This is a genomic window from Streptomyces sp. NPDC007084, from assembly GCF_040703595.1.
In the GTDB taxonomy this organism is placed as follows: Bacteria; Actinomycetota; Actinomycetes; order Streptomycetales; family Streptomycetaceae; genus Streptomyces.
On the sequence record NZ_JBEYFY010000005.1, the window covers coordinates 205,961 to 219,768 of the forward strand.

Annotated in this window: 12 protein-coding genes; 5 read left to right on the forward strand and 7 right to left on the reverse strand. The window is 71.6% G+C overall.

Annotation, left to right across the window (positions count from 1 at the left end):
* Positions 1-53: 53 nt before the first annotated feature.
* From AB0912_RS07370 to AB0912_RS07380, 3 genes are all read right to left on the reverse strand, one after another.
* Positions 54-911: a DMT family transporter gene (locus tag AB0912_RS07370; protein WP_366696988.1), complete on the reverse strand. Its 858-nt coding sequence runs from the start codon at positions 909-911 to the stop codon at positions 54-56.
* A gap of 143 nt (positions 912-1,054) precedes the next feature.
* Complete coding sequence (locus tag AB0912_RS07375; RefSeq protein ID WP_366696989.1) at positions 1,055-2,710, reverse strand: sulfite oxidase; 1,656 nt, start codon at positions 2,708-2,710, stop codon at positions 1,055-1,057.
* A gap of 133 nt (positions 2,711-2,843) precedes the next feature.
* Positions 2,844-3,701 carry an anti-sigma factor gene (locus AB0912_RS07380; RefSeq protein ID WP_366696990.1) on the reverse strand — a complete coding sequence of 286 codons (858 nt, stop codon included), beginning with the start codon at positions 3,699-3,701 and terminating at the stop codon, positions 2,844-2,846.
* A gap of 330 nt (positions 3,702-4,031) precedes the next feature.
* On the opposite strand from AB0912_RS07380, the gene AB0912_RS07385 reads away from it, so the two are divergent.
* Positions 4,032-5,135 carry a PP2C family protein-serine/threonine phosphatase gene (locus AB0912_RS07385; RefSeq protein WP_366696991.1) on the forward strand — a complete coding sequence of 368 codons (1,104 nt, stop codon included), beginning with the start codon at positions 4,032-4,034 and terminating at the stop codon, positions 5,133-5,135.
* A gap of 96 nt (positions 5,136-5,231) precedes the next feature.
* Entirely contained in the window at positions 5,232-6,875 is a 1,644-nt protein-coding gene (locus tag AB0912_RS07390; RefSeq protein ID WP_366696992.1) for a GMC oxidoreductase, read from the forward strand.
* 84 nt (positions 6,876-6,959) lie between these two features.
* Here the strand turns inward: AB0912_RS07390 and AB0912_RS07395 are convergent, their stop codons facing one another.
* Complete coding sequence (locus AB0912_RS07395; RefSeq protein ID WP_366697041.1) at positions 6,960-7,439, reverse strand: carboxymuconolactone decarboxylase family protein; 480 nt, start codon at positions 7,437-7,439, stop codon at positions 6,960-6,962.
* 12 nt (positions 7,440-7,451) lie between these two features.
* A complete protein-coding gene (locus tag AB0912_RS07400; protein WP_366696993.1) occupies positions 7,452-8,525 on the reverse strand; it encodes a dihydrodipicolinate reductase in 1,074 nt (357 codons plus the stop codon).
* A 148-nt stretch (positions 8,526-8,673) separates the two neighbouring features.
* Between AB0912_RS07400 and AB0912_RS07405 the strand changes: the two genes are divergently transcribed.
* Entirely contained in the window at positions 8,674-9,294 is a 621-nt protein-coding gene (locus AB0912_RS07405) for an L-threonylcarbamoyladenylate synthase (RefSeq protein WP_366696994.1), read from the forward strand.
* Positions 9,295-9,383: 89 nt separating this feature from the next.
* Here the strand turns inward: AB0912_RS07405 and AB0912_RS07410 are convergent, their stop codons facing one another.
* Positions 9,384-11,780, reverse strand: a complete 2,397-nt coding sequence (locus AB0912_RS07410; RefSeq protein ID WP_366696995.1) for a M4 family metallopeptidase — start codon at positions 11,778-11,780, stop codon at positions 9,384-9,386.
* Between the two features lie 364 nt (positions 11,781-12,144).
* Between AB0912_RS07410 and AB0912_RS07415 the strand changes: the two genes are divergently transcribed.
* The gene (locus AB0912_RS07415; RefSeq protein WP_366697042.1) at positions 12,145-12,792 is read left to right on the forward strand and encodes an AAA family ATPase; all 648 of its coding nucleotides are present in this window, start codon (positions 12,145-12,147) and stop codon (positions 12,790-12,792) included.
* Between the two features lie 115 nt (positions 12,793-12,907).
* A complete protein-coding gene (locus tag AB0912_RS07420) occupies positions 12,908-13,462 on the forward strand; it encodes a GNAT family N-acetyltransferase (RefSeq protein ID WP_366696996.1) in 555 nt (184 codons plus the stop codon).
* A gap of 5 nt (positions 13,463-13,467) precedes the next feature.
* Here AB0912_RS07420 and AB0912_RS07425 read toward each other — a convergent pair whose 3' ends face one another.
* A complete protein-coding gene (locus AB0912_RS07425; RefSeq protein ID WP_366696997.1) occupies positions 13,468-13,704 on the reverse strand; it encodes a DUF6296 family protein in 237 nt (78 codons plus the stop codon).
* Between the last annotated feature and the right edge of the window lie 104 nt (positions 13,705-13,808).

Consider the following 13,808-nt stretch of genomic DNA (forward strand, 5'->3'; position numbering starts at 1 on the left):
TCCGGCACCGGCCCTGCACATGCACCGGCACCGGCACCGGCACCGGCACCGGGTCAGTGGGCCATGTCGGCCGCGTGCGGCACCACGCGGGTCAGCCGCAGGACGCCCCACAGGACGAGTGCGGCCCCGGCCAGTTCGGGGAGCAGCCACCAGCCGGTGCGGATGGTCTCGCCGAAGAGGAAGACACCGAGGAACAGGCTCACCGTCGCGTCGCCGATGGTGAGCGCGGGCTGCGAGGCCGCCAACGGGCCTGCCTGGAGGGCGTTCTCCAGCAGCAGCACGGCGCCGATGCCGGTCACGACGAAGCCGTACGTCTGCCACACGCCGAGGAAGGCGCCGAAGCCGTCGTCGTCGAGGGTGCCCATGGCCGACTTCAGGAGCGCGGCGGTCAGGGCGTTGCTGATGGCGGAGGCCGAGCCGAGGACGGCCGCGCGGAACAGCGGCGGGCGCCCGGGGCGCGAGACCGCGACGGCCACGGTCACCGCCGACAGGCACAGGATCAGCATGGGGATCCAGCGGGCCATCGGCGCGGAGACGGTGGCACCCGACGGGTCGGCGGCGACGAGGACCAGACCGAGGCCGCCCACGACCCCGGCGACGGCCCACCATCCGGCGCGCGGGAGGCGGCGGTGCAGCAGCGGGATGGCGATCATCAGGGCGAACGGCAGTTCCAGGATGAACAGCGGCTGGACCAGGGACAGGGGACCGTTCACCAGCGCGAGAGCCTGGAACAGCGCCGCCCCGGCCACTCCGGCGATGCCGATCAGCCACGCGGGCTGCCGGGCGAGCTGGAGGATGAGCCGCAGTCCGCCGCCCTGGGGGACGCGGGCGGCCGCCTTGCGCTGGAATGCCGTACCCATGGCATTGCTCGCGGCTCCCAGCAGGGCGAACAGTACGGCCAGCGCTATCACCCCTCCACCATGCCCCGGGACGCTGGACCGTGGCATCCCGGCCGCACCGGACGGACGGGGGCCGACGGGGGGCGGCCGGGACTACCGGGACTTCTTGCGGAGCGGCTACGGCTCGGGGGGCGGGTCGCCGGGATGCGGGGCGGTCAGTCGACGGTGACGACCACCGAGTGCCTGCCGCTGGCCCCGTCCGGGATGGTCTCCGTGCGCTTGGCGGTCTGCACCCGGCCGGTGCGGTCGGTGGCCCGGACGGTGAGGGTGTGCCCGCCGCTGGTGGCCTGCCAGGGGAAGGACCACTGCCGCCAGGTGTCCACGGTGTCCTCGGCCGCCAGGCGGGCCTCCTGCCAGCGGCCGTCGTCGACCCGCACCTCGACCTTGTCGATGCCCCGGTGCTGCGCCCAGGCGACCCCGGCGACCATGACGGTGCCCGCCTTCGGCCGGGCGAAGGGCTTCGGGGTGTCGATGCGGGACTCGGTCTTGATCGGCGCCCGGCGCGCCCACTTCCGCTTCACCCAGTAGGGGTCGTAGGAGTCGAAGGTGGTCAGCTCGATGTCCTTGATCCACTTGCACGCGGACACATAGCCGTAGAGCCCGGGCACCAGCATCCGTACGGGGAAGCCGTGCTCGAAGGGCAGCGGCCGGCCGTTCATGCCCACGGCGAGCATCGCGTCCCGGCCGTCCATCACGTCGTCCACGGGACTGCCGATGGTCATGCCGTCGACCGAGCGGGCCACGAGTTGATCGGCGCGGCCCCCCTTGGACGGCGGGCGGACGCCGCATTCGGCGAGCAGGTCGGCCAACCGCACCCCGATCCAGCGGGCGTTGCCGACGTAGGGGCCGCCGACCTCGTTGGACACGCAGGTCAGCGTGATGTTCCGTTCGATCAGGTCGCGCCGGAGCAGGTCGTCGAAGGTCAGGGTCATCGGGCGGGTCACGCCCTTGCCGTGGATCTTCAGCCGCCAGCCGGTGGCGTCCACCTTGGGGACGACCAGGGCGGTGTCGACGCGGTAGAAATCGCCGTTCGGGGTCATGAAGGGGCTGATGCCGGGGACGCGGAGCCGCGCGCCGGCGGGGACGGGGCGGGCCCGGGAGGACGCGGCGGGCAGGACGAGCTTGTCGCGTGAGGCGACGGCGTTCTGGCCGCGGTCGCTGTTGAGCGAGCGGCCGAGGGCGCCCGCCCCGGCCGACGCGGCGGCGGCAGCGGTGGCGGCGACGATGAATCCGCGCCGGTCCCAGCCGGACTCCCTCGACGGGACGGCCGGGGCGGCAGCTCCGTCGGTCGTCCCGGAGTGGATCCCGTCCGGCTGGGGGTCCGGCGCGGAGGGTGCCGGCCGGGTGGCGGTGAGCCGTCCGACCAGCACGTAGAGGAGGACCGCGCCGCACAGGGCGCCGACCACGGAGGGCAGGGCGTCGGTCATGCTCGTGGAGTCGGGCCGGCTGACGGCCGCGGCGCCGCCGATGACGCCGAACAGGAGTACTCCCGCGGCTCCGGTGCGGCGGTGCCGGACGGCGAACGCGCCGAGCACCGCGGCGAACAGGGCGAGCACGGCCAGGATGCCGAGCTGGAGCACGAGTTTGTCGTTCGTGCCGAAATGCCGGATCGCGTAGTCCTTGACCGCCGGGGGCGTGCGGTCGATGGCGGCGCCGCCGACGGCGACGATCGGGCCCGCCTCGGGCCGTACGAGCGCGGAGACCAGTTCGGCCACGGCGAGGGCGGCGAATCCGGCGAGGATTCCGCTGAGCGCGCCGAGCGGATACCGCACCCAATTCTTCCGCGTTTTCCGGTCGTTCTGTCCTGTCATCACGTGGGGAATCCGATTCCGGTGAGGCGGCGGATTGGTCCGGACGGGGAATTCGCCTCGGGCGGCGTGTTCCGCGCCGGCCCGTCGCCTCGGCGAGTTGCCCTTCCGGGGGCGGTATCGCCGGGATGGTGGCTCAGGTGCGGAAGCCGAGCAGGGCGACCGGCGTGGACGTGGGGTGGGCCGAGCCGCCGGCCGGCTCCACGGTGACGCCCAGCCCGGAGGCAGGGCCGACACCGCCGTCGAGGACCAGGGCGACGGGGCGCGTGGAGGCCGCAACGAGCCCGGCGGGCCGCATCACCCCGGCGTCGTTGAACCACAGCTCGAACACCCGCCCGCTCCCCGGGGAGGGGACGGCCTCGGCGGTGAACAGGGCGCGGTCCACCCGGTGGGAGACGACCAGGCGGGCGGTGGCGTCGCCGGTCAGCGGCAGGGACTGGCTCTGGGTGTCCGGCGCGGCCAGCAGGGCGGTGACGAGGGACAGCCGCTGTTCCGCGCGGCCCTGTTCGAGGCCGGCCCGGTGGTTCTGCCACACGCTCGTGCCGCCGAGCGCGACGGCGGCGGCGACGCAGGCCGCGAGAGCCCAGCGCGCGGCACGGTGCGGGCCCCCGGCGAGCGCCGGGATTCCCGTCCGTGGCCCGGCGGCCGGGAGCTGCCGGGTCGCCTCGACGCGGGTCAGCACCTCGTGCCGGAACTCCCGCCGGGGCCGTACCGTCGTGGCGGCGGCGAGGCGGGCGGCGGTCTCCCGGAGTTCCTCCGCCTCGGTCGCGCAGAGGGGGCAGGAACGCAGATGCCGTTCGAATTCCGTTTGTTCGCCGGGGTCCAGGGCGTCGAGCGCGTACGCGCCCATCAGCAGATGCGGGTCGTTCACCCCGGCGCGGTTGGCGTGGACACCGGCGGCGTGGCGGCCCGCGGGACGAAAGCGTCCGGCGAACGCGGAAAAGCCGCGGTCCCTCCCGGCCTGGAACGCACCTGCGAGAATTCCACGCGACATTCGGAGTCCTTTCCCGGGGCGCGGCCCATCGCCGGTAATCCGCAGCCGCGGGGGCCGCGGATTGGTGTACGACTCCTCACGACTCCGGGTGAAGCTCCTCACGCCTGCGGGTGAAGCGCGTCGCGCCGGGCACCCGAGGAGTGGAGCCCCGTCACCCCCTATCCCCGTGGTGGCGGGGCTTCGCTTCTCCCGGTCTCCCCGTGGTGGCGGGGCTTCGTCTCTCCCCGTGGTGGCGGGGCTTCTCGCGCCCGGATGCCCCAGGCCCGCCCGGTCGACCGGAATGCGCGGCGGCCCGCCATGGAGGAGCGTGGTGGCATAAGGAGGAGTGCGATGGCCACGAAGGCCCCGCCGGGTGAGCGGGACGGCAGGGACCGGGGCTGGCTGCGGGGCTCGCCCCCGCCACGCTGGGTGCGGCTGCTTCCGCTCGCCCTGCTCGTCGGCGTCTGCTCCGCCGAACTCTCGACCAGTCACGCACTGGACATCGGGTTCCTGCTGGGCGCCATCCCCTCGCTCGCCGTCCTGTCGTACGGGCCCGTGGGGACGGCGGCGTACGGGCTGGTCGTGGTGGTCCTGCTGAACATCCCGGCGATCCAGCTCAACCATCCGGGCAACGCCGACCTTCTCACCATCATCTTCATCGCGCTGCTCAGCGTTCTCGTCGCGCTGGTCCGCAGCCGCAGGGAACAGCATCTGGTGACGGTGCGGTCGGTGGCGGAGGCCGCGCAGCTCGCCGTGCTGCCCCCGCTGCCCGACCGGGTGGGGCCGGTGCGCTGCGTGGGGCTCTACCGGCCCGCGCAGCGGGAGACGCTGGTCGGCGGTGACTTCTTCGACGTGCGCGACGGCCCGTTCGGGGTGCGCGCCGTGATGGGGGACGTGCAGGGGCACGGGCTGTCGGCGGTGGGGACGGTGGCGTCGCTGCTCGGGGCGTTCCGGGAGACCGTCCTCGACCAGCGTGATCTGGTGGAGGCCGCCGCGCGGCTCGACCGCAGACTGGTGGTGGACTCGGCTGGGACCGAGCACGCGGAGATGTTCGCGACCGCGCTGCTGCTGGAGTTCCCGCCCGGGGCGGACGCCGTGCGGCTGGTGTCCTGCGGGCATCCGCGTCCGCTGCTGCTGCGCGGCACGAAGGCCCTCGAACTCGACAGCGAGCCCGGGCCGCCGGTCGGCACGGGCTTCTTCGCCCTGTCCCCTCCGGAGTGCCGCACGGTCGAGCTGGAGCCCGGGGACCGGCTGTTCCTGGCGTCGGACGGGGTGAGCGAGAGCCGCGACCGGTCCGGCGCCTTCTATCCCCTGCCCGACCGCCTGACCGCGTTCGCCGACGAGCCCTCGGCCACCCTCCCCGACCGGCTCTGGAAGGACCTCACCGCCTTCTGCCCCTCGGTCCGGGACGACGTGACGATGCTGGTGCTGGAGCGGGTGCCGTCGGCGGGCTGATCACGGCGAGCACAAATTACCCTTCGGTATGTAGTGACTTAACAAGCCCGCAACAGTAGAACGTGTTCCCACTCATCCCCGAGTGAGGAGCGTCACATGACTGACATCAACCAGTCCGGCGGGGGACAAAGAGGTGTCTCGCGCCGGAGATTCATCACAGGAACAGGTTCTATTCTCGGCGCCGTGAGCCTCGCCGGCCGCGCCGTCGCGGCCCCGGCCCCCGCCGTCACGGCCACCGCGTCCATCCCGTCCGGGGCGCACATCCCGGTCCTGGTCATCGGCACCGGGTACGGCGGCTCGGTCGCCGCGCTGCGGCTCGCCCAGGCGGGCGTCGACGTGCAGATGGTCGAGATGGGCATGGCCTGGGACACCCCCGGCTCCGACGGCAAGATCTTCGCCAACACCACCAGCCCGGACTACCGTTCGTACTGGCTGCGCACCAAGACCAAGCAGCCCCTCAGCAACTTCCTCGGCTTCCCCATCGACCGGTCCGTGCCGCGCTACACGGGCATTCTCGACGCCGAGGAGATGGGGCAGATCATCGTGTACCAGGGCCGCGGCGTGGGCGGCGGTTCGCTGGTCAACGGCGGCATGGCGGTCACCCCGAAGCGGGAGAACTTCGGCGCCGTCCTCCCGTCGGTGAACGCCGACGAGATGTACTCGACCTACTATCCACGCGCCAACACGAACCTCGGCGTGGGCGTCGTGGACCCGGCGTGGTTCGACACCACCGACTGCTACCAGTACGCGCGGGTCGGCCGTAAACAGGCCCAGCGCTCCGGCTTCCCGTTCGTGTTCGTGCCCGACGTGTACGACTGGGACTACATGAAGCAGGAGGCCGCCGGCACCGCGCCCAAGTCGGCGCTCGCCGCAGAGATCCTCTACGGCAACAACTACGGCAAGAAGTCCCTGCAGAAGACCTATCTGGCGCAGGCCAGGGCGACCGGGCGGGTCACCATCTCCCCGCTGCACAAGGTCACTTCGGTCTCCCCCGCGGCGGCCGGCGGCTACACCGTGCTGATCGACGAACTCAGCACCAACGGCGACACCGTGTCCTCCAAGACGGTCACCGCGGACCGGGTGTTCTTCGCCGCCGGAAGCGTCGGCACCAGCAAGCTCCTGGTCAAACTGAAAGCCACCGGCGCGCTGCCCTCCCTCAACAGCGAGATCGGGCAGGGCTGGGGCGACAACGGCAACGTCATGTGCGGGCGGGCCAACCACATCTGGGACCCGACCGGTTCGCTCCAGTCCAGCATCCCCTGCGGCGGTATCGACAACTGGTCCGCGGGCGGCGCGTTCGCCGAGGTCGCCCCGCTGCCCACCGGCATCGAGACGTTCGCCTCGTTCTACCTGTCCATCACCGACAACCCCCACCGCGCGCGGTTCAGCTGGAACGCGGCGACCGGCACGGTGGACCTGAACTGGCAGACCGCCTGGAAGCAGCCCGCCATCGACATGGCGAAGACCATCTTCGACAAGATCAACAAGAAGGAGGGGACGATCTACCGGACCGACCTCTTCGGTGTGTACAAGATCTGGGGCGACCACCTCACGTACCACCCGCTCGGCGGCGCCGTCCTCAACAAGGCGACCGACAACTACGGACGCCTGCACGGCTATTCGGGCCTGTACGTCATCGACGGCGCGCTCATCCCCGGCAACACCAGCGTGAACCCGTTCGTCACCATCACGGCGCTCGCCGAACGGAACATCGAGAAGATCATCGCCACCGACCTCTAGGACACCACGCCCTGGGTTCGGCCGACGTCCGCCCGAGATGGTCCGGGCCGCCCGAGCGGCCCGGGTCGCCTCCGTGCGGGCGTCTCAGTGCGTGGGCAGCACGCACACGCTGTCGAGGCCCAGGACGTGGTTGAGCCGGCCGAACGCCAGCCACGAGCCGATGCTCATGCTCAGTTCCACGATCTCCCGCTGGCTGTAGCGGGCGGTCATCCGGCCCCAGAACTCGTCGTCCAGCCCGTGGTGGTCCAGGGCGTACCGCTCGGCGTACTCGGCGGCCAGTCTGGTCCGCTCGTCGAAGGCGTCGGTGGTACGCCACCGGGTCACCGCGTCCGCGAACTCCTCCTCGACCTTCACGCCGTCCCGCTCGGTACGCCAGTCGAGGCAGAACATACAGCCGTTGATCTGCGCGATACGCAGCCGGGCGGCCTCGAACTCGCGCAGTCCCAGGGTCGTGTGGGCGTACACCGACAGCGAGAAGTTCGCCGCCGCCATCCCGATGCCGGGGACCATGTCCCCCCACACGTATCCGATCGGCTCCTCGCCCTCGGGGATGTCGATGTGCATGGTCATGGGCCGTCACTTCCTTCCGAGTCGGCCGACCGCGGGTCGCAGCGGGACGTCGAGTGCGTCGTAGAGGCCGGGGTCGGCGTCCACCAGCCAGTCGACGGCGCCGACCAGCCGGCCGACCGCGGTGGCGTTGCCGCCCGCGGAGCGGTTCTCGCCCTCGTCGGTCGCCTCGACGGTGACCGCGATCCGCGGCCGGCCCTCGATGATCACGCGGTGGGCGCCGTCGCCGTCGGGGGGCGTCGGCCAGTCCGGGGCGCAGGAGGCGTGGACGCGGGTGACGTGCTCGATGACGATCAGCGGCTCGCCCCTGACGATCCCCCGTACCTCGAAGCGCACGGCGCCCTGGGTGCCGGCCGCGAACTCCCCCATCGTGCGGGTGTTCACCGTCGTCGTGAGCGCGCGTCGCTCCAGCGTCTCGGTGATCTCGTCGAGTTCGACGCCGAGCGCCCGCGCCATCAGCCGTATCTGGCCGCCCCACACCATCGTCGGGATCGAGGGGGCGAGCATCAGCGGCTCGTAGTCCATGGGCTGCCCCATGCCGACCAGATACCGGACGGACTCCTCCTGGTCGTACGTGGAGTAGTCGAAGATCTCCTGGCAGCGGATGGCGTCGATCGTGGTGCCGAGTCCGCTGATCAGCAGGGGCAGTACGTCGTTGCCCCAGCCGGGGTCGACACCGGAGACGAACAGGGAGCCGCCGCCGTCCGCGATCGCGGCGAGTATCGGTTCCCGGAACTCCGGCGGCGCGTTGCGCTGGTCGTAGAGCGGATAGAGCGCGGGGGTGACGACGACCGCGCCGGCCCGGATCGCCCGGGCGATGTCGGCGAGGGCCTCGTCGGGGCGGATGTCGCCGGAGGCCGCGTAGACGACGGCCCCCGGGCCCGCGGCGAGAACGGCGTCGATGTCGTCGGTCGCGGCCGGGCCGAGGCCGTGACCGAGCCCGGCGAGATCGCCCGCGTCACGGCCGACCTTCCCGGGATCGTGCACGAGGACGGCCGCGAGTTTCAGCTTCGGGTGGGCCTCGACGGCGCGGATGGCCGCGCGGCCGACGTTGCCGGTACCCCAGACCACCGTGGAAATCATGCGCGGAGGGTAGCGAGTCGGCCGCGAGGTTCCCATAGCCGTGAACGGGGAAAAGAATCCGGTCCCCGGACGGCCCGTCGGGGGTGCCGCGAGGGGCCGGGGCGGCCGGAGCCGAGGCCCGGGACGGGAGCGGCCTAAGCTCGGGGGCATGGCCAAGTACTTCGACGTGCACCCCGACAATCCGCAGCGCCGCATCATCAGCCAGGTGGTGGAGATCGTCCGGAGCGGCGGACTGATCGTCTATCCGACGGACTCCTGCTTCGCGCTGGGCTGCGCGCTCGGGAACAAGGAGGGCATCGACCGCATCCGGTCGATCCGGCAGCTCGATGAGCGGCACCACTTCACGCTGATGTGCGAGGACTTCGCGCAGCTCGGGCTCTTCGTACGGATCGACAACGCGGTCTTCCGCTCGGTCAAGGCGGCGACGCCCGGCAGCTACACCTTCATCCTCCCGGCGACGAAGGAGGCTCCGCGCCGGCTCCTGCACCCGAAGAAGAAGACGGTCGGTGTGCGCATCCCGGACCACACGGTCGCCCAGGCGATCCTCGCGGAGCTGGGTGAGCCGCTGCTGTCGAGCACCCTGCTCCTGCCGGAGGAGGACAAGCCGCTGACGCAGGGCTGGGAGATCAAGGACCGGCTCGATCACGTGGTGGACGCCGTGATCGATTCCGGGGACTGCGGCACGGAGCCGACGACGGTGGTCGACTTCTCCGCCGGGGAGCCCGAGATCGTACGGCTGGGGGCGGGCGACCCGGCACGGTTCGAGTAGGCCACACGCTCGGCCGCGCCGTGGGTCGTCCTCGCGGAGGACCCACGGCGCGGCCGTCGCCGTTCAGGGGAAACGGGTGGTGGTGCGGGTCAGCTCGTCGTCAGGGCGGTGTCGTCCACGACGAAGCTGGTCTGGAGCGAGGAGTCCTCCACTCCGCTGAACTTCAGCGTGACGGTGGAACCGGCGAACGAGGACAGGTCGAACGTCTTCTGCGTGTAGCCGGTGGCCTTGTTCAGGTTCGAGTAGGTCGCCAGCGTGGTCGATCCGGCCGTCACCGTCAGCTTGTCGTAGGCGGTGCCGGTGGTCGTCTCGGCCGTGTCGATGTGCAGGTAGAAGGTGAGCGTGGCCTTGCAGCCGGCGGGCACGGTCACCGACTGGGACAGGGTGTCGGTGTGGGTGGTGCCGTAGCCGTCCAGCCAGGCCTTGTAGGAGCCGCCGTGGGCCGCCTGGCCGCTGGCGGTGGTGATGACTCCGCTGGTGGCCGTCCAGGTGGTGTTCCCGGACTCGAAGCCGGGGTTGCCGAGGAGCTGTGTGGCGGTGCAGGTGCCTCCGCCGCCGGAGGAGCTGACCGTCCAGGTGAACGTCGCGGTGCCGGTGGCTCCGGTGCTGTCCGTGACGGTGACGGTCGTGCTGGACGTGCCCGCGGTCGTCGGGGTGCCGGTGATGGCTCCCGTCGAGCTGTTGATCGACAGACCGGCCGGCAGGCCGGAGGCCGCGTAGCTCAGGGAGCCGCTGTTGGTGCTGCTCGCGGCGATCTGGAGGCTCACCGCAGTGCCGACGGTGGCGGACTGGTTGCCCGGGTTGGTGACGGTCACCCCGTTGGCCGGCGGGGTGACGTGGCTGCCCACGTTGATGCCGGCGAAGGCGTTCGCCACCCCGGCGTACTGGGCCGAGCCGGCGCCGTACAGGGCGGTCGCGGCGTTCAGCGCGGCGGTGCGGGCACTGGCGTAGTTGGTGCTGGACGTCATGTAGGTCGTCAGCGCCTTGTACCAGATCTGCAGGGCGGCGGCCCGGCCGATGCCGGTGACGGCGACGCCGTCGGAGGTCGGGCTGTTGTACGTGACGCCGTTGATGACCTTGCTGCCGCTGCCCTCGGAGAGCAGGTAGAACATGTGGTTCGCGGGGCCCGAGGAGTAGTGGACGTCCAGGTTGCCGACGCCGGAGTACCAACTGTCCGCCGAGCCGCCGTCCTTGCTGGGCTTGTCCATGTAGCGCAGCGGCGTGCCGTTGCCGTTGATGTCGATCTTCTCGCCGATGAGGTAGTCACCGGGGTCGGAGGCGTTGTTGGCGTAGAACTCGACGCCGGTGCCGAAGATGTCGGAGGTCGCCTCGTTCAGGCCGCCGGACTCGCCCGAGTAGTTGAGGCCCGCGGTGTTGGAGGTGACGCCGTGGCTCATCTCGTGGCCGGCCACGTCCAGCGAGGTCAGGGCGTGGGTGTTGCCCGAGCCGTCGCCGTAGGTCATGCAGAAGCAGCTGTCGTCCCAGAACGCGTTCACATAGCCCGAGCTGTAGTGGACGCGGGAGTAGGCCGCGACGCCGTTGTTCTTGATGCCGCTGCGGCCGAAGGTGTTCTTGTAGAAGTCCCAGGTCTCCTGGGCGCCGTACGCCGCGTCGGCGCCGGCGGTCTGGGTGTTGGAGCCGGCTCCGGTGCCCCAGACGTCGTCGGCGTCCGTCATCAGGGTGCCGGTGCCGGAGGTGCCGTTGCCCAGGCTGTACGTCTTGTGGCCGCCGCGCGTGGTGTCGTAGAGCTGGTAGGTCGACCCGGACAGCGTGGTGTTCAGCGTCACCGTGCCGCTGTACTGGGTGTTGCCGGTACCGGTCTGGACGCCTTCGTACCGGCTGAGTTCCTTGCCGGTGGTCGCGTCGGTGACGACGTGCAGCTTGCTCGGCGTGCCGTCGTCCCGGAAGCCGCTGACCACGGTCTCCCAGGCGAGGCGCGGGGTGCCGGTGCCGGCCCAGATCACCTTGCGGGCGCTGTCGGCGGCGGGCCGCTCCGCCTTGAGCGCCTTCGCCGCCTTCAGTGCCTTGGCCCCGGCGGCGGACCGGGTGACCGTCGCCGTGGTGGTCGCGACCTTGATGGTGTGCTTGTTGTTGAAGGTGGTGCCGACCGTGCCGGAGGCCAGGGAGGCGGGCGGGGTGTGCACGACGACGTCACCGCCGAGCACCGGGAGCCCGGCGTAGGTGCGCTCGTAACGGGTGTGCAGGGTGCCGTCGTTGTCCTTGACGACGTCCTTGACGACCAGCTTCTCCTTCGGGCCGAGGCCGAGAAGACCGGCGGTGTCCGTGGTCTGCTGCGAGGCCTTCTTCAGCAGGGCGGTGTGCTGGGCCGGGGAGAGCGTGGCCTCGAGTCCCCCGGTGCGCAGGGGGCTGAGGGTGTGGGGGGCGGGCTTGGCGGCTGCCGGGACCGTCTGTATGCCGACGGCCAGGAAAGCGGCGGTGGCCACCAGGGCTCCGGCCGCGGTCGCCTGACGGGGGATACGTCTCACTCGTACTCCTACTGCTTCGGCCGCGTTCGGCGGCCGGTGACAGACCGGGCAGACGGATGTGCTGTCCGGGACGAGCTGAGCAGGGGCGTGCGGGAACGCGACCGTGGGCAGGCGGGACGCGGCCTGCCGTACAGGTGGGGGAAGGATGACACTGTTGACCGATGCATGACATCGTCGCGGGGCCGATCGAGGGTTATCCCTACGGCGCGGCGAGGGAACACCCCGCGCGCACCGCGCCGCCGCCCCTCCCGGGGCCGACACTGGTGGGGTGATCATCGAGCGCGCGTACGTCCGTCCCCCGGCGTCGCACGGCCCGCGGGACGGCGGCGCCGACGCCTTCGACCCGGCCGCCTGGCCCTGGTCGGTGCCCTGCGTCCGGCAACTCCTCGACGAGGGGCTCCGGTTCACCGCTCCGGTGACCTTCCTGGTCGGGGAGAACGGGTCCGGCAAGTCGACTCTGACCGAGGCGCTCGCGGAGGGATTCGGCCTCGACTCCTACGGCGGTTCGCACGACTGGCGTTATGCCTCCCCGCGCGAGAAGTCGGTGCTCGGCGAGCGTGTGCGGTTCGACGCGGCGCCGCGCGGGCGGCGGATGGCGGCGAGCTGGGCCGCCCGCAAAGGCTTCTTCCTGCGGGCCGAGACCGCGCTGGACGCGCTCGGCCGGGAAGGGTTCGCCCCCGAGTCGGTCAGTCACGGGGAGGGCTTCCTCGCGGCGTTCCGGGGCAAGTTCGACCGGCCGGGGCTCTACGTCCTGGACGAGCCGGAGGCCGCGCTCTCCTTCTCCTCGTGCCTCGAACTCATCGGCCATGTCGACCGGTTGGCGAAGGGAGGCGGGCAGGTCGTCTGCGCCACCCACTCCCCGCTGCTGACCGCGCTGCCGGGCGCGGACATCATCGAGGTCGGCGACCACGGCATGCGCCGGGCGGCCTGGGAGGAACTGGCGCTCGTGGACCACTGGCGCCGCTATCTCGCGGACCCGCGGGCCTATCTGCGGCACATCGTCGAGCCGTGAACCGTCGGTCCGAGACGCCGGCCGGGATCGCCCGAGGCGCGGATGCCCGAACCGCCCGTCACGGGGGCGCGAAAACCCGGGTGCCGGGAACCGCCCGGGTCCTTAGCATGGCCCGGTGCCCCGCCTCGAACCGTTCCGCGTCGAACCGTTCCGCGCGGAACCGTTCCGCCTCGAACAGCTTCGTGCGGACCACGCCACCGCGCTGCTGACGTTCGAGCGGGAGAACCGCGCCTACTTCGGAGCGTCCGTCCCCGACCGCGGTGACGCCTTCTTCGACCGATTCGACGCCCTCCACCGCGAACGGCTGGCGGAGCAGGCGGCCGGGCTGTGCTTCTTCCATCTCCTGGTGGACGACACCGGCGCGGTGCTGGGCCGGGTGAACCTGGTCGACGTGGCGGAGGGCGCGGCGGACCTCGGATACCGGATCGCCGAGCGGGCGGCCGGGAAGGGGCTCGCCACGGCCGCCGTACGGGAGGTCCGCGCCCTGGCCGTGACGGCGTACGGGCTGCGCTCCCTGCGGGCCGCCGCCACCGTCGACAACGCGGCTTCCCGCACCGTGCTCACCCGTACGGGGTTCCGGCTCATCGGCGAAACCGTCCTCAACGGCCGGCCGGCGCTCCGCTTCGAACTGGGCCTCGCGGCGGCGGAGCCGGCCGCACCCCGCGGGTGAACGGATCAGTCGACCGGTTCGGCGGCCGGGTTGATGGGGTTCTGGTAGGCGCCGCTGGCCAGCATGCGCACCTCGCCCGCCGGGCTGATCTCGGCGCGCAGGATGCCGGTGGGATCGCTGTACACGGGGTGGCCGCCCGGACCCTTGGCATCCGTCCGTTCGACGACCACCTCGTCCGCGACCATGCCCGTGCCGGGTCCGGGGTGGGTGAAGGTCAGCCGGTAGCGGTCCACGGTCTTCATGCAGGCCTCCCGCGCCACAGTGACGTGCCAACGTGATGGAACGGACAAAGGGGTACGTCTCCATGATGCCGTCAGTTGTCCGGGACAGCAGCGCCGCCCCCGCG

What these genes read in the sequence shown, in the direction of transcription:
- AB0912_RS07375 (WP_366696989.1), bottom strand. Translation starts at nt 2,710, where the DNA reads ATGACAGGACAGAACGACCGGAAAACGCGGAAGAATTGGGTGCGGTAT.
- AB0912_RS07380 (WP_366696990.1), bottom strand. Translation starts at nt 3,701, where the DNA reads ATGTCGCGTGGAATTCTCGCAGGTGCGTTCCAGGCCGGGAGGGACCGC.
- AB0912_RS07385 (WP_366696991.1), top strand. Translation starts at nt 4,032, where the DNA reads ATGGCCACGAAGGCCCCGCCGGGTGAGCGGGACGGCAGGGACCGGGGC.
- AB0912_RS07390 (WP_366696992.1), top strand. Translation starts at nt 5,232, where the DNA reads ATGACTGACATCAACCAGTCCGGCGGGGGACAAAGAGGTGTCTCGCGC.
- AB0912_RS07395 (WP_366697041.1), bottom strand. Translation starts at nt 7,439, where the DNA reads ATGCACATCGACATCCCCGAGGGCGAGGAGCCGATCGGATACGTGTGG.
- AB0912_RS07400 (WP_366696993.1), bottom strand. Translation starts at nt 8,525, where the DNA reads ATGATTTCCACGGTGGTCTGGGGTACCGGCAACGTCGGCCGCGCGGCC.
- AB0912_RS07405 (WP_366696994.1), top strand. Translation starts at nt 8,674, where the DNA reads ATGGCCAAGTACTTCGACGTGCACCCCGACAATCCGCAGCGCCGCATC.
- AB0912_RS07425 (WP_366696997.1), bottom strand. Translation starts at nt 13,704, where the DNA reads ATGAAGACCGTGGACCGCTACCGGCTGACCTTCACCCACCCCGGACCC.